The 17,689-nt window shown below is 72.5% G+C and carries 17 protein-coding genes and 1 pseudogene; 15 read left to right on the top strand and 3 right to left on the bottom strand.

The window, feature by feature from the left end:
- Nucleotides 1-56: 56 nt before the first annotated feature.
- Nucleotides 57-1,532: a glycoside hydrolase gene (locus ABZV34_RS08495; protein ID WP_356272579.1), complete on the bottom strand. Its 1,476-nt coding sequence runs from the start codon at nt 1,530-1,532 to the stop codon at nt 57-59.
- Nucleotides 1,533-1,838: 306 nt separating this feature from the next.
- Here ABZV34_RS08495 and ABZV34_RS08490 point away from each other — a divergent pair, with 306 nt between their 5' ends.
- From ABZV34_RS08490 to ABZV34_RS08475, 4 genes are all read left to right on the top strand, one after another.
- Nucleotides 1,839-2,645, top strand: coding sequence for a class E sortase (locus ABZV34_RS08490; RefSeq protein WP_356272577.1), 807 nt, complete (start codon nt 1,839-1,841; stop codon nt 2,643-2,645).
- Nucleotides 2,646-2,836: 191 nt separating this feature from the next.
- Nucleotides 2,837-3,178, top strand: coding sequence for a DUF6412 domain-containing protein (locus tag ABZV34_RS08485; RefSeq protein ID WP_356272575.1), 342 nt, complete (start codon nt 2,837-2,839; stop codon nt 3,176-3,178).
- 143 nt (nt 3,179-3,321) lie between these two features.
- Nucleotides 3,322-4,032 carry a membrane protein insertase YidC gene (yidC, locus tag ABZV34_RS08480; RefSeq protein WP_356272832.1) on the top strand — a complete coding sequence of 237 codons (711 nt, stop codon included), beginning with the start codon at nt 3,322-3,324 and terminating at the stop codon, nt 4,030-4,032.
- A gap of 151 nt (nt 4,033-4,183) precedes the next feature.
- Nucleotides 4,184-5,041 (top strand): fumarylacetoacetate hydrolase family protein, encoded by an 858-nt coding sequence (locus ABZV34_RS08475; protein ID WP_356272574.1) that lies wholly within the window; start codon nt 4,184-4,186, stop codon nt 5,039-5,041.
- Nucleotides 5,042-5,298: 257 nt separating this feature from the next.
- On the opposite strand, the gene ABZV34_RS08470 is transcribed toward ABZV34_RS08475, so the two are convergent.
- Together ABZV34_RS08470 and ABZV34_RS08465 are read right to left on the bottom strand one after the other, a co-directional pair.
- On the bottom strand, nt 5,299-5,763 hold the full coding sequence (locus tag ABZV34_RS08470) for a heme-degrading domain-containing protein (protein ID WP_356272573.1): 465 nt from the start codon (nt 5,761-5,763) through the stop codon (nt 5,299-5,301).
- Nucleotides 5,760-6,875, bottom strand: coding sequence for a Gfo/Idh/MocA family oxidoreductase (locus ABZV34_RS08465; RefSeq protein WP_356272572.1), 1,116 nt, complete (start codon nt 6,873-6,875; stop codon nt 5,760-5,762). Before ABZV34_RS08465 ends, ABZV34_RS08470 begins: the two co-directional genes overlap by 4 nt.
- A gap of 47 nt (nt 6,876-6,922) precedes the next feature.
- Between ABZV34_RS08465 and ABZV34_RS08460 the strand changes: the two genes are divergently transcribed.
- The 11 genes and pseudogenes from ABZV34_RS08460 to ABZV34_RS08410 all read left to right on the top strand — a co-directional run bounded on the left by ABZV34_RS08460 (nt 6,923) and on the right by ABZV34_RS08410 (nt 17,669).
- A complete protein-coding gene (locus ABZV34_RS08460) occupies nt 6,923-8,278 on the top strand; it encodes an ROK family transcriptional regulator (protein ID WP_356272571.1) in 1,356 nt (451 codons plus the stop codon).
- A 270-nt stretch (nt 8,279-8,548) separates the two neighbouring features.
- Nucleotides 8,549-9,148, top strand: a pseudogene (locus ABZV34_RS08455) (hypothetical protein); the annotation flags it as partial.
- A gap of 621 nt (nt 9,149-9,769) precedes the next feature.
- Nucleotides 9,770-10,528, top strand: coding sequence for a GntR family transcriptional regulator (locus tag ABZV34_RS08450; RefSeq protein ID WP_356272569.1), 759 nt, complete (start codon nt 9,770-9,772; stop codon nt 10,526-10,528).
- Between the two features lie 143 nt (nt 10,529-10,671).
- Entirely contained in the window at nt 10,672-11,796 is a 1,125-nt protein-coding gene (locus ABZV34_RS08445; RefSeq protein WP_356272567.1) for a TIGR03364 family FAD-dependent oxidoreductase, read from the top strand.
- A gap of 5 nt (nt 11,797-11,801) precedes the next feature.
- The gene (locus tag ABZV34_RS08440) at nt 11,802-12,524 is read left to right on the top strand and encodes an HAD family hydrolase (RefSeq protein WP_356272565.1); all 723 of its coding nucleotides are present in this window, start codon (nt 11,802-11,804) and stop codon (nt 12,522-12,524) included.
- Nucleotides 12,521-13,576 carry an ABC transporter ATP-binding protein gene (locus ABZV34_RS08435; protein ID WP_356272563.1) on the top strand — a complete coding sequence of 352 codons (1,056 nt, stop codon included), beginning with the start codon at nt 12,521-12,523 and terminating at the stop codon, nt 13,574-13,576. The genes ABZV34_RS08440 and ABZV34_RS08435 overlap by 4 nt, the downstream gene beginning before the upstream one ends.
- Entirely contained in the window at nt 13,569-14,441 is an 873-nt protein-coding gene (locus ABZV34_RS08430; protein ID WP_356272561.1) for a 2-aminoethylphosphonate ABC transporter permease subunit, read from the top strand. Before ABZV34_RS08435 ends, ABZV34_RS08430 begins: the two co-directional genes overlap by 8 nt.
- Nucleotides 14,428-15,225, top strand: coding sequence for an ABC transporter permease subunit (locus ABZV34_RS08425; RefSeq protein WP_356272559.1), 798 nt, complete (start codon nt 14,428-14,430; stop codon nt 15,223-15,225). Before ABZV34_RS08430 ends, ABZV34_RS08425 begins: the two co-directional genes overlap by 14 nt.
- Before the next feature lie 75 nt (nt 15,226-15,300).
- Complete coding sequence (locus ABZV34_RS08420) at nt 15,301-16,383, top strand: 2-aminoethylphosphonate ABC transporter substrate-binding protein (RefSeq protein WP_356272557.1); 1,083 nt, start codon at nt 15,301-15,303, stop codon at nt 16,381-16,383.
- A 206-nt stretch (nt 16,384-16,589) separates the two neighbouring features.
- On the top strand, nt 16,590-16,778 hold the full coding sequence (locus tag ABZV34_RS08415; RefSeq protein WP_356272555.1) for a hypothetical protein: 189 nt from the start codon (nt 16,590-16,592) through the stop codon (nt 16,776-16,778).
- Between the two features lie 111 nt (nt 16,779-16,889).
- A complete protein-coding gene (locus ABZV34_RS08410; RefSeq protein WP_168528290.1) occupies nt 16,890-17,669 on the top strand; it encodes an HAD-IIA family hydrolase in 780 nt (259 codons plus the stop codon).
- Nucleotides 17,670-17,689: the final 20 nt, after the last annotated feature.

Raw genomic sequence — 17,689 nt, 5'->3', positions numbered from 1 at the left:
GAGGCGGCGACACGAGTGGCGGGTGGCGGTGGCGGGTGACCGGCCGCGGGCCGTGCTCAGGCCACCACGCCCTCGACCTGCAGTGTCTGGACCGCGCCCGCCGCGAACGGCACGCTCAGGGACTTGCCGTTCAGACGCGTGTCCGAGTGGGCGGTGTAGAGGTCACCGCCACCGCCGGTGACCGTGTTCCAGCGGGCGACCAGGCCGCCGGTGGAGCCGCTCACCGTGGTGAAGCGGGAGAGGTCGAAGGTCAGGGTCTGGGCGGACGTGGACTTGTTCGCCGCGACGATCACCAGGCGCTTCGCCGTCGCGTCGTACGCCGCCACCGCGTAGTCCACGCCGGTGTCCATGATCGCCATTCCGGGGCGGATGTGGCGGCTGAACTGGGCCATCACATAGAGCTTCGTCTCGACCGCGCCGGCCGTCAGGGTGCTCTCGTCGTACTTGATCATGCCCCAGCCCGCTGTCGGGTCCATGACCTGCCAGTAGACCCAGGCCGTCGGGTGCAGCCAGCGGAAGTCCAGGAGGAGGTTGCCGGCCAGGCTGAGGCCGGTGCCGTCGCCGTCGCCGTACTCGGAGTTCCACAGGGCCTTGCCGCCGTTGGTCACGGCGTCCGTGTAGAGGAGGTCGCGGCGGCCGCCCGACCCCTGGTAGCCGTGCACGTTGACCCGGTCGACCAGCGCTCTCGTCGTCGAGCCGAAGGAGTTCCAGGTCGTACGCGCCACGTCGTAGTTCGTCTCGTCGGACGCCGAGATCCGGGTGCCCGTGAGGCCGCGCCGGTCGAGTTCGCCGCGCAGGTGGGGCAGGACGGCGGACTGGACGGAGGCGTCGACGTGGCAGCCCTCCTGGGTCCCGGTGGCCGTCCACCAGTTGGAGGACGGCTCGTTGAAGGCCTCCACCGTCGAGAAGTTCACGCCCCAGTTGTTCCTGGCGTACAGGGCCACCGCGGCCAGGTGCGAGGCGTGCTGGCGGTAGTTCCAGGACTGGAGGTTGTTGCCGCCGCCGGACGCGCCCGACGGGTTGTGGTTCAGGCACATCCACCACATCGGGGAGTTCGCGAAGAGCTCGCTCACCGCGCCGCGCGCGGTCGCCTTCGTGAGGGCGGCGCGCTGGGTGGCGTCCGCCGTCCACTTCCAGGCCGACGAGGCCGGGTCCTCGTTGTTCCAGTCCTGCCAGTAGCCCTCGATCTGCTTGTACCCGGGGATGTTGGGCGACGCGGCCATGGTCTCGCCGCCCACGCCGTTCGCGCTGCAGGCGCCGAGGTTGTAGCGGGCGATGTTCAGACCGAGGCCGGGCAGCGTGGTGCCGTTGTAGGTGACCGACCTGGTCGTGAAGAAGAGGTCCGCGAAGTCGTCCCGGGCCCCGAACACATTGGCCCACCACGCGAGCGAGGTGCCCCAGCCGTCCCATGTCCCGTATGTGGTGGCAGGGTTGACGGCGATGGTCGCGTCGGCGTGCGCGGTTCCTGTCGCCAGGGCGCCACCGAGGACCGTACCGCCCGCTGCGGCCAGCAGGGTTCTGCGTCGGATCACGGCTCTCCACCTTTCCGTACCGCTCAACTGCCGTGCGTCCGCGCGGCGTTGGCCCGTCCGGTCGAGGGCACCGGTCCCGCCGATGCCCTCAGGAAGCATCGGGTGTGGCGCGTGAGGTTGTCGAGGGTTGCGACAGCCCTTTCTAAAACCGCTGTACGAAGCGGCTCGGACGTGAAGAGGCCCGCAGGGCTGGTGACTTGAACGGGCGCGCCCTATCGTGCGGGCCCCGGCGCGGCCGGCGGGCGTACCGGGCTGAGGGGTACGTACCGGGCTGAGGCGTACGGGCCGGGGTGAGGAGAGGTGCGCGTGCGGGTTCCCGTGGTGCGGCACAGCACTCTGCGCCGGCGTGCCCTGCGCAGACGCGTCCTGTGGACCGGCGGCGAACTTCTCGTCACCGTCGGCGTCGTCCTCCTGCTCCTCGTCGTCCACCAGTTGTGGTGGACCAACCGGCAGGCCCAGCACAACGCCGATCGCGCGGTGCGGGCGTTGGAACGGGAGTGGGGCGCACCCGGGACGCCGGGACCGGCCGGCCCCTCCGAGGGAGCCGAAGGGGCGGAGGGGGCCGAAGGGGCGGAGACGGAGGCCGGGGGCGGGAGCGCCAGGTCCCCGGAGCGCGAACGAGGGGCCGGGTCCACCGACACCCCCGCCGCCGCACCCCGCTGGTCCCAGGCGTACGCCGTCCTCACCATTCCCCGTCTCGGCCTCCGTGTCCCCGTCGCCGAGGGCGTCGGCAAGCGGGACGTCCTCAACAAGGGGTATGTCGGCCACTACCAGGGCTCCCAACAGCCGGGCCAGGGCGGGAACTTCGCGCTCGCCGGTCACCGCAACACCCACGGGGAGCCGTTCCGGTACATCAACCGGCTGCGGCCCGGGGACACCGTGCGCGTCGAGACGGCGTCCGCCGTCTTCACGTACGCCGTCGACAGCACGCTGCCGCGGACCTCCGCGCGGGACGGCGGTGTCATCGGCCGGGTGCCGCGCAGTACCGTCCGGCCGTCCTACGGCTACAGCTCGCCGGGCTACTACATCACCCTCACCACCTGCACCCCCGAGTACACCTCCACGTACCGCCTGGTGGTGTGGGGGAAGCTGCGGTCGATGAAGCCCCGGTGAGTCCCGTCAGGTCCCCGCGGGATCCGGGCGTCCTGGAGAAGCACCGCTGTCAGGAGCCGCGAACGCGCCCTCCGCGGAACCCCGGCACCGCGGAACCATTCGCCCCCTCCCGGACGTCGAAAGGGTGCCGGGCCCCGGACTCGACCCCGGCCCGGCGGGACCTGGGGATGTGCGAGAGGGGGAAGCGGCCGATGATCCGTCGCCGGGCGACCGTGCGCTTCGCCGTCGCGTCGTTCCCTCATCCGCTGCCCCTCGTCCTCCTCTTCCTCGCCGAGGTCGTCCTGCTCGACGCCGGTGGCCTCTCGGCCGCCGTCACCGTCGCCTTCGCCGCCACCACGGCGGCCGGCTCCGCCCTCGTGGTCTGCGCCGTCCTCGCCGCGCGCTGCGCCCCCGTCGTGCCGCGTACGAGGGTCCGAACGGCCCTGCGTGACCGCGAGCACCGTACGGCCTTCCTGCCGCAGCGCGATCCCGACGCGGCGGGGCGCAGACGTCCCCGGGCACCGGGGTCCGCCCTCCCGGCGACCACCGCGTAGGCCACGGCACCCCCTTCCGTACGCTCTGCACCTTCCGTACGACCGACGTGGCCCACGCGGGTCGTCATGCCGTCATCTGCTTCGACTCCGGCACGACGAGACCCTCGGAGGGCTCCTCCATGTCCACCCTCATGTCCCCCTTCATGTCCGCTTTCGGCGCTCTGGTCGAGCAGGTCGCCGACCTGCTGCAGCCGCTGTTCCACGCCTCCGCGGCCGCCGCCGCGATCGTTCTCATCACCGCGCTCGTACGGCTGCTCGTGCACCCCCTGTCCCGGGCGTCGGCGCGGGGGCAGCGGGCGCGCACCGCGCTGCGCCCACGGGTCGCCGAGCTGCGCGAGAAGCACGGCGGCGACCCGGAGAAGTACCAGAAGGCGCTGCTGGAACTGCACGCGCGGGAGAAGGTGTCGCCGCTGGCCGGCTGTCTTCCCGGTCTTCTGCAGATACCTGCCTTCGTCCTCCTCTACCACCTGTTCTCCAGCACGACGCTCGGCGACGGCCCCAACGGGCTGCTGAACCACCGGCTGTTCGGCGCGCCGCTCGGCCACCGGTACGCGGACGCACTCGGGGACGGCGGAGTGATCGGGGCCCAAGGGCTGCTCTATCTCGGCCTGTTCGTGGTGGTCGCGCTGGTCGCGACCTTCAACTACCGCCGTACGAAGCGGACGACGGCCGCCGCGACGCCGGAGGCCGGCGGCGAGCAGCAGCTCCCCGGGCTCGGCGCGGTCGGCGCGCTCCTGCCGTTCCTCTCCTACTTCACGCTTCTCACCGTGGCGTTGGTGCCGCTGGCGGCCGCGCTGTACGTCGTGACCAGTACGACGTGGAGCGCGGTGGAGCGGGCGCTGCTGTACCCCTGAGGGTGCGGGCCGGGCGGACGGGGTGACGGTGGCGGGCGGTCCAGTCCGTGAACCGGGTATTGCGGACTGGACGCGCACCTTGGAGGATCGACCAGTCCTCCGATGGCTGCACCCATCGGGCGGCTGCCCGCGATCGAGGGAGACTGTGACCATGAAGCTGCTGCGAGTCGGTACGGCGGGATCGGAGCGGCCCGCGCTGCTCGACACCGAGGGAACCCTCCGGGACCTGTCCGGTCTCGTCCCGGACATCGACGGGCCGCTGCTCGCCGACGACGCGGCGCTCGGCCGGATCCGTACGGCCGCCGAGTCGGGCGAACTGCCCGTGCTGGACGCGGCGGGGCTGCGGGTCGGGCCGCCGCTCGCCCGTATCGGCAAGGTCGTCTGCATCGGCCTGAACTACCACGACCACGCCCGGGAGACCGGGGCCGAGCCGCCCGCCGAGCCGGTGATCTTCTTCAAGGCGGCGGACACGGTGGTGGGGCCGCACGACACCGTGCTCGTGCCGCGCGGGTCGGTCAAGACCGACTGGGAGGTGGAGCTGGCGGTGGTGATCGGACGTACCGCCCGCTATCTGCCGTCCCATGAGGAGGCGCTCGCCCACGTCGCCGGATACGCGGTCGCGCACGACGTCTCCGAGCGCGAGTTCCAGATCGAGCGCGGGGGCACCTGGGACAAGGGCAAGAACTGCGAGACGTTCAATCCGCTCGGGCCGTGGCTGGTGACCGCGGACGAGGTTGTGGACCCGCAGGACCTGGCGCTGAGGCTGTGGGTCAACGGCGACCTCAAGCAGGACGGCACGACGGCCGAGCAGATCTTCCCGGTCGCCGAAGTGGTCCGCTACGTGAGCCAGTTCATGACCCTTTACCCGGGTGACGTCATCAACACCGGTACGCCGGCGGGGGTGGCGCTGGGACAGCCGGAGCCCAAGCCGTATCTGCGGGCGGGGGATGTCGTGGAACTGGAGATCGAGGGGCTGGGGCGGCAGCGGCAGACCTTCGGCGATGCGTAGGGGCTCCGCCGGGTGAGGTGATGGGGGTGCGGTCGGTGGTTCGGGTGCGGGTGGGTGGGGGTTGAGCGCGCAGTTCCTCGCGCCCCTGACAGGCATGGGGCTGCGCCCCTGGCCTTTCCCGGTCGGTCGGTGGTTCGGGTGCGGGTGGGTGGGGGCTGGTCGCGCAGTTCCCCGCGCCCCTGACGGGCTCCGCCAGGGGCGGGGCCGCGTCCCCGACGGCCCCCCGCGTCCCTGACGGGGCGCGGGGGGCCGTCGGTTTAGGGGGTCAGGAAGTGGGTCAGGGCTTCTACGACCATCGCGTGGTCGTCCAGTTGGGGCAGACCCGAGACCACCACGGTGCCGATCACGCCCGCGCCCTCGACCGTGACCGGGAACGCGCCGCCGTGGGCCGCGTACGTGTCGGGGTCGAGGCGTGAGGACTCCTCGAAGGTGGTGCCCTTGGCGCGGAAGCGGGTGCCGACCAGGAGCGAGGAGCAGCCGTAGCGCTCGACGACCCGGCGCTTGCGGTCGATCCAGGCGTCGTTGTCCGGGGTCGAGCCGGGCAGCGCCGCGTGGAAGAGCTGCTGGCCGCCCCGCCGGATGTCGATGGCGACGGGGGCGCGGCGCTCACGGGCGAGCTCGACGAGCAGCGTGCCCAGCGTCCACGCGTCGTCGTGGGTGAACCGGGGAAGCACCAGCCGGCGCTCCTGCTCCTCCAGTTCCGCGATGTCCGGGGCGCTCACAGGGCCACCACCGTGTTCTCGCGGGCGGAGCGGTGCGCCGCCTCCAGCACGTCGAGCGCTGCCGCCGCCTCGTGCGCGGTGACCGGGTTCGGTCCGCCGTCGCGCAGGGCGGCCGCCACCGCCGCGTAGTACGCGGGGTACGCGCCCGGGAGCGTGGGCTCGGGTACGCCGCCTCCGGTGAGCGGGGACTCGCCGGAACCCACCCGGCCCCACAGGGACTCGGGCTCGACACCCCATGCGGCGCTCACACCGGGACGCCCGCCCTCGCGCAGCTGCGCCTCCTGCGGGTCGAGGCCGTGCTTCACGTAACCGGCCCGCGAGCCGAGGACACGGAAGCGCGGGCCGAGCTGCGCGGTGGTCGCGGAGACGTAGAGGTGGGAGCGGACGCCGCTCGTGTGCGTGATCCCGATGAAGGTGTCGTCGTCCGTCACGGCGCCGTCACGACGGACGACCGCCTCGGCGTACACCGAGGCCGCGGGGCCGAAGAGGACGAGCGCCTGGTCGACGACGTGGCTGCCGAGGTCGTAGAGGAGACCTCCGATCTCTGCCGGGTCGCCGGACTCGCGCCAGCCGCCCTTGAGCTGCGGACGCCAGCGCTCGAAGCGGGACTCGAAGCGCCATACGTCGCCGAGCTCGCCCTCGTCGAGCAGCTTGCGGAGGGTCAGGAAGTCGTTGTCCCAGCGGCGGTTCTGGAAGACCGAGAGGAGGAGGCCGCGCTCGTCGGCCAGGGCGGCGAGCTCCCGGGCCTCGGCCGCCGTGCCGGCGAGCGGCTTGTCGACGACGACCGGGAGGTCCGCCTCGAGGGCGGCGGTCGCGAGCGGGACGTGGGTCTTGTTCGGAGCGGCGATGACGACCAGGTCCAGCTCGTCGGCGCGGGCCCAGAGCTCGTCGGGAGTGGCGGCGAAGCGCACCTGGGGGAACTCGGCGCGGGCCTGTTCCTGCCGCTCCGGGTTCGAGGTGACGATCGTGTCCAGGGCCAGGCCCTCGGTCGCGGCGATCAGCGGGGCGTGGAAGACGGAGCCCGCGAGCCCGTAGCCGATGAGGGCCACGCGGAGGGGGGCGCCGGGGGCGGAACCTGCTTCAGGACCTGTGTCAGTCGTGCTTCCTGTCATGGCTCCACTTTCGCAACGCTGTTGCCAAAGTGCAAGCGCGGGGGACAATGGCGTACGTGAACAGGACCAGCGGGGAGTCGGGAGCGAGCCTGCCGGGGCGGCTCGAGGGGGCGGGGGCGAATCTGCTCGCCCTGCGCAGTCACAACGGGGCGCTCGTGCTCGACCTGCTGCGCACGGCGGGAACGACGGGCATCAGCCGCCTCGAACTCGCCGAGCGCACCGGGCTGACCCCGCAGGCCGTCAGTAAGATCACGGCCCGGCTCCGGGCGGACGGGCTGGCGGCGGAGGCGGGACAGCTGGCCTCGACGGGCGGCAAGCCGCGTACCGTGCTGCGACTCGTGCCCGAGGCAGGGCACGCGGTCGGGCTCCACCTCGACCGGGACGAGCTGACGGCGGTGCTCTGCGATCTGGCGGGCGCGGTGGTCGGCGAGCGGAAGGTGCCGCTCGGTCTGGGGGCCGGGGCGGGGGCCGTCGTCGCAGGGGCGGCGCGGGAGGCCGAGGCGCTGATCGAGGGAGCCGGCGTGTCCGTCCTGGGGGTGGGCGTCGCGCTGCCCGGACCGCTCGACCACGCGCGGGGGACGCTGCACCGGGTCACGGGGTTCCCGGAGTGGGACGGGTTCCCGCTGCGGGACGCGCTGGCGGGGCGGCTCGGGGTGCCGGTGGCGGTGGACAAGGACACCAACGCGGCGGCGCTGGGACTGGCGGTGGGCGGCTGTGGACCGGTGTGTGAACCGGGGGCCGGGCGCGGTGACGGGTTCGGTGACGGCGACGGCTACGGCTACGAGGACGGCTACGGCGACCGTGACGGATCCGGCGACCGCACCGGCCGCGGTGACGGAACCGGCGACCGCACCGGTGACAGCTACGGCGACCACGACCGGGGGCGGGCCGGCGGAGACGAGGGCGGCCGGAGCGGCGGCGGCGTTCGCGCGAGCGGGGAGGCGGCGTTCGCCTATCTGCATCTCGGTACCGGGCTCGGGGCCGGGCTCGTGTTCGGCGGGGCCGTGCACCGGGGCGCCCGTACCGGAGCGGGGGAGTTCGGGCACCAGGTCATTCAGCTGGACGGCCCCCTGTGCGACTGCGGCAACCGTGGCTGCGTCGAGGCGCTGTGCCTGGCCGCGGTGGGACGCGGGGCCGTGGACGAGGCGGCTCGCGTGCTGGGCGCGGGGGCCGCGAATCTGGTCGGGTTGCTGGACATCGACCTGGTGCTGCTCGGCGGCCGTACGGTCGCGGCTCATCAGGAGGCCTTCGTGCGGGGGGTCGGCGCGGTGCTGGGGGAGCGGGCCCGGCGGGAGGGCACGGACACGGTTCCGGTGCGGGTCGCTCCCGGCGGGGCGCGGGGGGTGGCGGAGGGGGCGGCGCAGTTGTTGCTGGCCCCGTTGTTCGGGCGGGGAGAGGGTTGAGGGGGTAAAGGCGGCAAGGGCGCCGGGGTGGCGAGGGCGGCGAGGACCGGGGACCTGAGCGGCAGGCACGGGCGCGGGTTCGCCCGCTCGCCCGCTCGTCCTCCGCGCTGCGCCGGTCCGCTGTTCGAGGGGATTTCCGCGGCCGGTCGGGGCACGGGCGGGCGTGGCGGCGCGGGGCCGCCGGGTGGGAGTGGCAGGGTCTCGCGTGCCGTTGCCCGTTACCGCCTGACGCTCCTGGTCCCTACCGTCCTCGATCGGCAAAGGCCCTTCATGCGACCGCGCCCGTCCTTCCCGCCCGTCCCGAACCGCCTTCCGCCCGCCCCGGCCGCCGCCGCGCCCACCCTGGGTCTCGTCCTCGCCCTCGCCCTCGCGCCCACCCCCGCGCACGCGCGCGTCGCCCCCACGGACCCCGGTCCCACGTGTGCCGCCCCCGACACCCGCGCCTTCCCGGTCAAGACCCGGATCCACGGGGGGCCCGGCACCTTCGAGGCCGGCGGCGGCTTCGGGACCTGGTACATCGACCTGACCAACACCACGGCGCACACCTGCGACGACATCCATCCGGTCGTCGTGCTGGTGGACGGCAAGCGGGCGCTGCGGCCGAAGCAGACGCGGATGGAGTTCTTCGAGGGTGAGAAGCCGCACCCGGTCACGTTCGAGAGGAGCGACGAGGACGAGAACGTAGGGGCGTTCGACGACGGGTTCCCGGGGTTCACCGTCGGGCCGGGCCGGACGCTCACCGTGAAGGTCCGGCTGTCCGTGACCTCGGACGCCGTGCCGAACGACGTCGTCGCCAACGCGGCGGTCGTCCAGCGGCGCGGCGACGACGGGAACTGGGTGGGGGAGTCGAACGACTACCGGTTCCGGATCGGCGGCGGTGAAGCCGACGTCCCCGGGACCGCGGAGAACCAGGGCCGCACCGACGGCGGCGGCACCGACGGCGGCGGCACCGGTGGGGGAGACGGCGGTGGGGGAGACGGCGGGGGCGGCAGCGGGGGCCGTGACGGAGGGGGGAACGGCGGCGGCGACGGCGGGGGGAGTGGCGGCGACGGAGGAGGGAGTGCCACCCCCGGCCAGGGCGGCGGCAGCGGCGGTACCGGCGATCGCGGTACCGGCGCGGGTACGGCGACCGGCGGGGGCGGGGGCGGTGGTGACGGCGGCGGAAGCGGCGGCGACGGAGGTACGGGCGACGGCGGTACGGGCGGGGGCACGGACGGCGACGGCGGCAGGGGCGGAGTCTCCGCCGCGGACGAGCTCGCCGAGACCGGTCCCGGCGCGCCGCACGGATTCGGCGTGGCGGGCGTGATCGGCGTGTTCGCGACCGGCGTCGCCCTGTTCGTGATGGCCCGCCGGGCCCGGTCCCGTCGCCGCTGAGTCTTCGGTCCTGGCCTGGTCCGTACGGCGCCGAGTCTTCGGTCCGTGACCCGGTCCGAACGCCGCTGAGCCCTCCCGCGGGCACGGCCGCACGCTCCGTCTGCGACGATCCCACCCGTGGACTACCCGAACGACCAGGCCCCCGGCGCCCCCGTCCGCTCCGGCATCCCGGAGCACGGCCGCATCCCCAAGTACTACGCGGTGAAGGCGCACATCGCCCTGCTGATCGAGGAGTTGGGCGAAGGCGGCCTCCTGCCGACCGAGCGGGACCTCGCCGAGCGGTACGAGGTCGCCCGCGAGACCGTACGCCAGGCCCTGCGCGAGCTGCTGCTCGAAGGGAAGCTGCGGCGGCAGGGGCGCGGGACGGTCGTCGCGGGGCCGAAACTGGAGCAGCCGCTCTCCCTCGCGAGCTACACCGAGGGCGTCCGGCGGCAGGGGCGCACCCCCGGCCGTACGCTGATCAGCCTCGATCGTTTCCCCTGCCCCGAGACGCTCGCCGCGGAGGCCGGGCTGACGCGCGGCGAGCCCGTCTGGCACATGGAGCGGTTGCTGCGCGCGGACGACGAGCGGGTCGGGCTGGAGAGCACCTACGTCGCCGTGGCGCGCGTACCGCACCTCGACCGCGACTTCACGCCGGACTCGTCCTTCTACGCGTACCTCCACGAGCGGCTCGGGATCGCGTTCGGCGACGCGGACGAACGCATCGAGACCGTGCTGGCCACCCCGCGCGAGGCGCTGCTCATCGGTACGCCGCCGGCCCTGCCGATGATCCTGATCCACCGTGTCTCGCGGGACACGGAGGGGCGGCCGCTGGAGCGGGTGCGGACGCTGTACCGGGGGGACCGCTTCTCCTTCACGGCCCACCTGGGGGGATGATTCGAGCCATGTTCGGGCGGGCTCCGGCCCGCCCCTTTTTATAACGACAAGATAACGGGTCTAGCCCAAACGTGATGGGCAGTTCACCATCTGGATGCAGTGCGGACCCTTCCGATTCCCCCGTACCGAGGAGCGTTGCCGTCGTGAGAGTGATAGTTGTCGGAGCCGGAGTGGTGGGCACCCTGCATGCCTGGCACGCAGTGGAGCGCGGCCACGAGGTCGTCCAGATCGAGCGGGAGGCGGAGGCCCGTGGGGCCTCGCTGCGCAATTTCGGGCAGATCTGGGTGAGTGGCCGCGCCGGAGGAGAGGAACTCGAGACCGCCCTGCGGGCGCGGGAACTGTGGGAGTCGATCGGGGCGCGGGTGCCCGGCCTCGGCTTCCGTGCCAACGGGTCGCTGACCCCGCTGCGGGGGGAGCGCGAGCTCGCCGTCGCCGAGGCCGCCCTGGCCCGTACGGACGCCGCCGCCCGCGGCTACAAGCTGTTCACGGCCGACGAGGCGCGCGCGGTGAACCCGGCGCTGCGGGGGACGTTCGACGCCGCCCTGTACTGCGAGCGCGACGCCGCCGTCGAGCCCCGCACCGCCCAGCTCGCCCTGCGCGAACAGCTGCTGCGGTCCCCGGGCTACACCTTCCTGCCGGGGCGCGAGGTCCGGGACGTGATCGGTGAGCACGCCGTGCGCGACGACCACGGGGACGTGCACACCGGTGACGTCGTCGTGCTCTGCACGGGAGCCTGGCTCGGCGGTCTCGTACGGGAGCTGGCCGGTCCCGAGCTGCCCGTGCGGCGCGTACGGCTGCAGATGATGCAGACCGACCCGCTCGGCGAGCCGCTCACGACCTCGGTCGCCGACGCCGACAGCTTCCGGTACTACCCCGCCTACCGCAGCCCCGCCCTGGACGAGCTCAACACGCTCCAGCCCCAGGCCCCGACCGCCGCCGAGCACCGGATGCAGCTGCTCATGGTGCAGCGCGCGGACGGCGGACTGACCATCGGCGACACCCACGAGTACGAACACCCCTTCGCCTTCGACACCCTCGAAGACCCCTACGACCACCTCACCGAGGTCGTCGAGTCCTTCCTCGGACGTCCGCTGCCGAAGATCCGGCGCCGCTGGGCCGGGGTGTACGCGCAGTGCACGGACACCAGCCGGGTCGTGCACCGGCAGCGTGTGCGGGACGGGGTGTGGCTCGTCACCGGGCCCGGCGGGCGTGGAATGACCTGTTCCCCGGCGATCGCCGAGACCACTGCCAACGAACTGGGATGGTGAAAGAGATGGCGAAGGAAATGACCACGGACACACGGCTCGTCGTCCTCGACATGGCCGGCACCACGGTCGCCGACGGCGGCCTGGTGGAGCGGGCCTTCGCGGTGGCCGCCGGGGAACTGGGCGTCGAGCCCGGATCCGCGGACCACGCCGAGAAGCTGGACTACGTCCGGGCCACCATGGGCGAGTCCAAGATCTCCGTCTTCCGGCACCTGTTCGGCGAGGAGCCCCTCGCCCAGCGGGCCAACTCTGCCTTCGAGAAGGCCTACGGGGAACTCGTCGACGGCGGGCACATCGCGCCGGTCGCCGGAGCGCGCGAGGCGATCGAGGCGCTCACGGCGTCCGGGCGGACCGTCGTACTGAGCACCGGGTTCGCCCGTGTCACCCAGGACGCGATCCTCGACGCCCTGGGCTGGCAGGACCTGGTACCGCTCACCCTGTGCCCGGCGGACGCGGGAGGCCGGGGACGCCCGTACCCCGACATGGTCCTGGAGGCCTTCCTGCGGACCGGGGCCGCCGACGGTGTCCAGCAGATCGCGGTCGTGGGCGACACCTCGTACGACATGCTCAGCGGGGTACGCGCCGGAGCCGGCCTGGTCGCCGGCGTGCTGACCGGCGCACACGACGAAGCGGCACTGCGCGCCGCCGGAGCCGGGCACGTGCTCGGCTCCGTGGCCGAACTGCCCGCCCTGCTCCTCGGATCCGACCGGTCCGGCGGGGACGGGCGATGACCAGCGGAATCCGCTTCGACCGGGTGTCCGTCGCCTACGACGGCACCACGGTCCTCGACGCCCTCGACCTGACCGTCGAACCCGGCGAGGTCATGGCGCTGCTCGGGCCCTCCGGATCCGGGAAGACCACCGCGCTGCGGGCCGTCGCCGGGTTCGTACGGCCCGCCTCCGGGCGGGTGTTCATCGGCGACCGGGACGTGACCGACCTGCCGCCCTACCGGCGTGGCATCGGCATGGTGGTGCAGCAGTACGCGCTCTTCCCGCACCTGCGCGTCGAGGACAACGTCGCCTTCGGGCTCAAGGCGCGGAAGGTCGCGAGGAGCGAGATCCGCGGACGGGTCGCCGAGGCGCTGGAGATGACCGGGATGGCGGCCTACGCCCGGCGCCATCCCCGGGAGCTGTCCGGCGGACAGCAGCAGCGCGTCGCCATCGCGCGGGCGCTCGCCATCCGGCCAGGCGTGCTCCTCCTCGACGAGCCGCTGTCCGCCCTCGACGCGCAGCTGCGCTCCGGAATGCTCACCGAACTAGCCCGGCTGCACCGCGAGTTGCCGGACGTGTCGATCCTGTACGTCACCCACGACCAGGTCGAGGCACTCACCCTGGCCGACCGGATCGCGGTCATGGACAGGGCGCGGCTGCGGGACCGCGGTACGCCGCAGGAGCTGTACCGGGCGCCGCGGACCGAGTTCACGGCGTCCTTCGTGGGCAACGCCAACCTGCTGCCCGTGACCGTCGGATCCGGGACCGTCTCCCTCGCCGGGACCGAGCTGAAGGTCGACACCGCGGACGCCGCGCCCGGCGCCCTGGCGACCCTGTGCGTACGGCCCCACCTCGTCGGCCTCGGCCCCGGACCCAACCAGGTCACCGGGACCGTCAGCGAGGTGCAGTGGCGCGGCTCCACCCACCGGCTGTACGTCGACGTGGCGGGCCACCGGGTGATGGCGGACCTCCGCGAGCTGCGCGAACCCCCCGTCCACGGCGACCCGGTGACGCTGCACTTCGCGCCCGACGACGCCGTACTGCTGTCGGCGGGGGTGACCGCGGATGGCTAGCGCCGTGGCCGCCGCCCCCGCGTCGGCGCCCGCCGGGTCCCGCCGGCGGATACCGCCGTGGGCCTGGGCCCTGCCGCCCGTCGCCGTCCTCGGTCTCGTCTTCCTCTACCCCCTCGCCCTCGTCGTCCAGCAGTCCTTCCGGCCGGACACGGGAGGCACCTCGGCGCAGGCGTACGGCGACGTGTTCGCCTCCACCGCCTTCCGGGAGGCGCTCGGCACCACCGTGTGGCTGGCGGTCGGCTCGACGGCCGGATGTCTCGTCCTCGGGTTCGTGCTCGCCCTGGTCATCGCGTTCGTGCCGTTCCCCGGCGGGAAGGCCGTCGCCCGGTTCATCGACGTCTTCCTGTCCTTCCCGTCCTTCCTCATCACGCTCGCCCTGCTGTTCCTCTACGGCAGCGTGGGCATCGCCAACGGACTGTGGACGGACGCGACCGGTGCCGCCGAGGGGCCGTTCCAGTTCCTCACCACACCGTGGGGCGTACTGCTCGCCGAGATCACGTACTTCACCCCGTTCGTGATGCGCCCCCTGCTCGCCGCCTTCTCGAACATCGAGACCGCCCAGCTGGAGGTGGCCTCCTCGCTGGGAGCGCGGCCCGCGCGGATCGTGCGGCAGGTGATCCTGCCCGAGGCCCTCCCCGCGCTCGCGGCCGGCGGCAGCCTCGTCCTGGTGCTCTGTCTCAACGAGTTCGGGATCGTGCTGTTCACCGGCGCGAAGGGGGTCACGACCCTGCCGATGCTCGTCTACAGCAAGGCGATCCTGGAGTCCGACTACCCGGGCGCCTGTGTCGTCGCCGTCGTCAACGTCCTGATCTCCGTGGGCCTCTACGGCCTGTACCGGGTGGTGAGCCGTCGTGCTGGTGCATAGCCGCAAGGGGAAGTGGGCCATCTGGGCCGTGTTCTTCCTGCTCTTCCTGCCCCTGTTCGCGCTGCCGCTCCTCGTCGTCCTCGCCGCCTCGTTCGCCACCAACTGGTCGAGCGCGTTCCCTTCCGGCTTCACGACCGGGCACTACGCGGCCGCCACCCGCGGCGAGTCGCTCCAGGCCCTGACCACCAGCCTGGTCACGGCGCTCACCGCGAGCGTCCTCGCGCTGGTCGTCGGCACCTGGGCGGCGCTCGCCGCGCACGCCCTCAGGAAACGGGGCGCCCGCGTCCTCGACGCGCTCTTCATGCTGCCGGTCGCCGTGCCCTCGGTCGTCGTGGGCCTCGCGGTCCTCGTCGCCTTCTCCAAGCCGCCGGTGCTGCTCAACGGCACCCGGTGGATCGTCATCCTCGCGCACGCCGTTCTTGTCACGGCGTTCGCCCATCAGTCGGTGTCGGCCGCGATCGTGCGTCTCGACCCGGCGTACGAACAGGCGGCCGCCTCGCTCGGCGCCCGGCCCTCGTACGTGCTGTGGCGGGTGCGGCTGCCGCTGCTGCTGCCCTCGCTGACCGCCGCGGCCGGCCTCTGCTTCGCCCTGTCCATGGGCGAGTTGAGCGCCACCATGATGCTCTACCCGCCGGACTGGACTCCGCTTCCCGTCCAGATCTACGCCGCCACGGACCGCGGCGCCCTCTTCACCGGCTCCGCGCTCGCCGTGGTCCTCATGACCGCCACCGTGCTCGTCCTGTTCGCCGTCTCCCGGATCCGGACCAGGGCGACCTACCGCTGACCTTCCGCTGACCGGCCGGTCCACCGTTCCCGTTCGTCACCGATCCGCCCCGCCACGCAAGGAGTTCATCTCGTCATGCCCAGAAACACGTACCTCAAGTCGATCGCCGCCGTCGTCGGCGGCCTCGCCCTCGCCTCCACCCTCACCGCCTGCGGTGGCGACTCCGCCGCCTCGGACGCCAAGGTCGTCACCGTCTACAGCGCCGACGGCCTCAAGGGCGAGAACGGCGACGGCTGGTACGACCAGGTCTTCAAGGACTTCGAGAAGCAGACCGGGATCAAGGTCAAGTACGTGGAGGGCGGCTCGGGCGAGGTGGTCCAGCGCGCCGTGCGCGAGAAGACCAACCCGCAGGCCGACGTCCTCGTCACCCTCCCGCCGTTCATCCAGCAGGCCGACGGCAAGGGACTGCTCCAGAAGTACGCCCCGAAGGGCTCCGACCAGGTCGACGGCGCCGACAAGGCCACCGACGGCACCTGGACCTCCGTCGTCAACAACTACTTCGGCTTCGTCTACAACAAGAAGGAGCTGAAGCAGGCGCCCACCAGCTGGGACCAGCTCCTCGACGCGTCGTACAAGAACAAGCTCCAGTACTCCACCCCGGGTGTCGCCGGTGACGGAACCGCCGTACTCATCAAGGCGATCCACGACTTCGGCGGCAAGGACGCGGCGCTCGCCTACCTGAAGAAGCTCCAGGCCAACAACGTCGGCCCGTCCGCCTCCACCGGCAAGCTCGCCCCCAAGGTCGACAAGGGCGAACTGCTGGTCGCCAACGGCGACGTCCAGATGAACTACGCCCAGTCCAAGGACATGCCGAACCTCGGCATCTGGTTCCCGCAGGCCACCGACAAGGCCGCCGACGCCGCCGGCAAGCCCACCACCTTCGCGCTCCCCTACGCCGGGGCCCTCGTCACCAAGGCGCCGCACAGCGAGAACGGCAGGAAGCTCCTCGACTTCATGCTCTCCGCCAAGGCGCAGCAGCAGGTCAGCGAGATCGGCGGCGGTTTCTCCGCGCGTAAGGACGTCAAGGCCACCGACGCCAACGCCATCGCCCTGACCAAGCTCATGGACGGGGTCGAGGTCTTCGCGCCGGACTGGGCCGACATCGACAAGAACCTCACGTCGTACGTGGACGACTGGAAGTCGGCCACGGGCAGCTGACCCCCGGGTCCCACGCCCCACCCCGCGACGCCCCTGGAACCACCGGGGGCGTCGCCATGCCCGCAGCGCTGCCCGAAGTGCTGTCCGCGTGACGGGCACCTTCGACTCGACCCTCGTCAGCCCCGCCCACCCGGTCACCGGCGGCACCACGGGCCACGCTCACCTACACCACGTACTACCGCCAGGAGGCCCCGCAGAAGGGCGAGGTGCTCGTCTCCTACGACGGCGCCGCGCCGGTCGCGGTGAGGACGTACACGGCCGACGCGCCCTCCCGCACCGAGACCGTCGCCCTCCGGGTGCCGGCCGGAGCGAAGACGGCCCGGGTCCGGTTCCGCTACACCGGCGGCAACAACTGGTACTGGGTGATCGACGGGGTGCGGATCGAACAGGCCTGACCAGCTCGGGACCGTACGGCCCTGACTAGGCTGGGGGGCGTCGGCACAGCGTCGTTCCGGCGCCCCCGGATCCCGTGCGTGCGAACGCCAGGACGGCAGGAGACCCAGCAGATGTCAGAGCGCAAGCCCATCGAGTCGTGGCTCACCGACATGGACGGTGTGCTCATCCACGAGGGTGTGCCGATCCCCGGCGCCGACGCCTTCATCAAAAGGCTGCGGGAGTCCGGGAAGCCGTTCCTGGTGCTCACGAACAACTCCATCTACACCGCCCGTGACCTGCACGCCCGGCTCCGCCGCATGGGCCTGGACGTCCCGGTGGAGAACATCTGGACCTCCGCCCTCGCCACCGCCAAGTTCCTGGACGCCCAGCGCCCCGGCGGCACCGCCTACGTCATCGGCGAGGCGGGTCTGACCACCGCGCTGCACGACATCGGGTACGTCCTGACCGACCACGAACCGGACTACGTGGTTCTCGGCGAGACCCGCACCTACTCCTTCGAGGCGATGACCCAGGCGGTCCGGCTGATCAAGGGCGGTGCCCGGTTCATCGCGACCAACCCCGACGAGACCGGCCCGTCCACCGAGGGCCCGCTGCCCGCCACCGGCGCCGTCGCCGCGCTGATCACCAAGGCGACCGGAAAGCAGCCCTACTTCGCGGGCAAGCCGAACCCGCTGATGATGCGGACGGGTCTGAACGCCATCGGGGCGCACTCCGAGACCAGCGCGATGATCGGCGACCGCATGGACACCGACGTGCTGGCCGGGCTGGAGGCGGGGATGGAGACCTACCTGGTGCTGACCGGTCTCACCACGCGCGAGGAGATCGAGAAGTATCCGTTCCGGCCCTCGAGGATCGTCGACTCGATCGCGGACCTCGTCGACCGGGTCTAAACCATTTGTGACCCGTCCGG

This window comes from Streptomyces sp. NPDC005195 (assembly GCF_040608315.1).
Lineage (GTDB): Bacteria > Actinomycetota > Actinomycetes > Streptomycetales > Streptomycetaceae > Streptomyces > Streptomyces kaempferi.
The sequence above is the reverse complement of the archived record's forward strand: the minus strand, read 5'-3'. Positions and strand labels throughout refer to the sequence as shown.

Excerpts from the sequence above, each read along its gene's own strand:
- ABZV34_RS08420 (WP_356272557.1), top strand. The coding sequence starts at position 15,301 with ATGCCCAGAAACACGTACCTCAAGTCGATCGCCGCCGTCGTCGGCGGC.
- ABZV34_RS08465 (WP_356272572.1), bottom strand. The coding sequence starts at position 6,875 with ATGACAGGAAGCACGACTGACACAGGTCCTGAAGCAGGTTCCGCCCCC.
- ABZV34_RS08435 (WP_356272563.1), top strand. The coding sequence starts at position 12,521 with ATGACCAGCGGAATCCGCTTCGACCGGGTGTCCGTCGCCTACGACGGC.
- ABZV34_RS08410 (WP_168528290.1), top strand. The coding sequence starts at position 16,890 with ATGTCAGAGCGCAAGCCCATCGAGTCGTGGCTCACCGACATGGACGGT.
- ABZV34_RS08430 (WP_356272561.1), top strand. The coding sequence starts at position 13,569 with ATGGCTAGCGCCGTGGCCGCCGCCCCCGCGTCGGCGCCCGCCGGGTCC.
- yidC (WP_356272832.1), top strand. The coding sequence starts at position 3,322 with ATGTCCGCTTTCGGCGCTCTGGTCGAGCAGGTCGCCGACCTGCTGCAG.
- ABZV34_RS08485 (WP_356272575.1), top strand. The coding sequence starts at position 2,837 with ATGATCCGTCGCCGGGCGACCGTGCGCTTCGCCGTCGCGTCGTTCCCT.
- ABZV34_RS08440 (WP_356272565.1), top strand. The coding sequence starts at position 11,802 with ATGGCGAAGGAAATGACCACGGACACACGGCTCGTCGTCCTCGACATG.
- ABZV34_RS08475 (WP_356272574.1), top strand. The coding sequence starts at position 4,184 with ATGAAGCTGCTGCGAGTCGGTACGGCGGGATCGGAGCGGCCCGCGCTG.
- ABZV34_RS08460 (WP_356272571.1), top strand. The coding sequence starts at position 6,923 with ATGGCGTACGTGAACAGGACCAGCGGGGAGTCGGGAGCGAGCCTGCCG.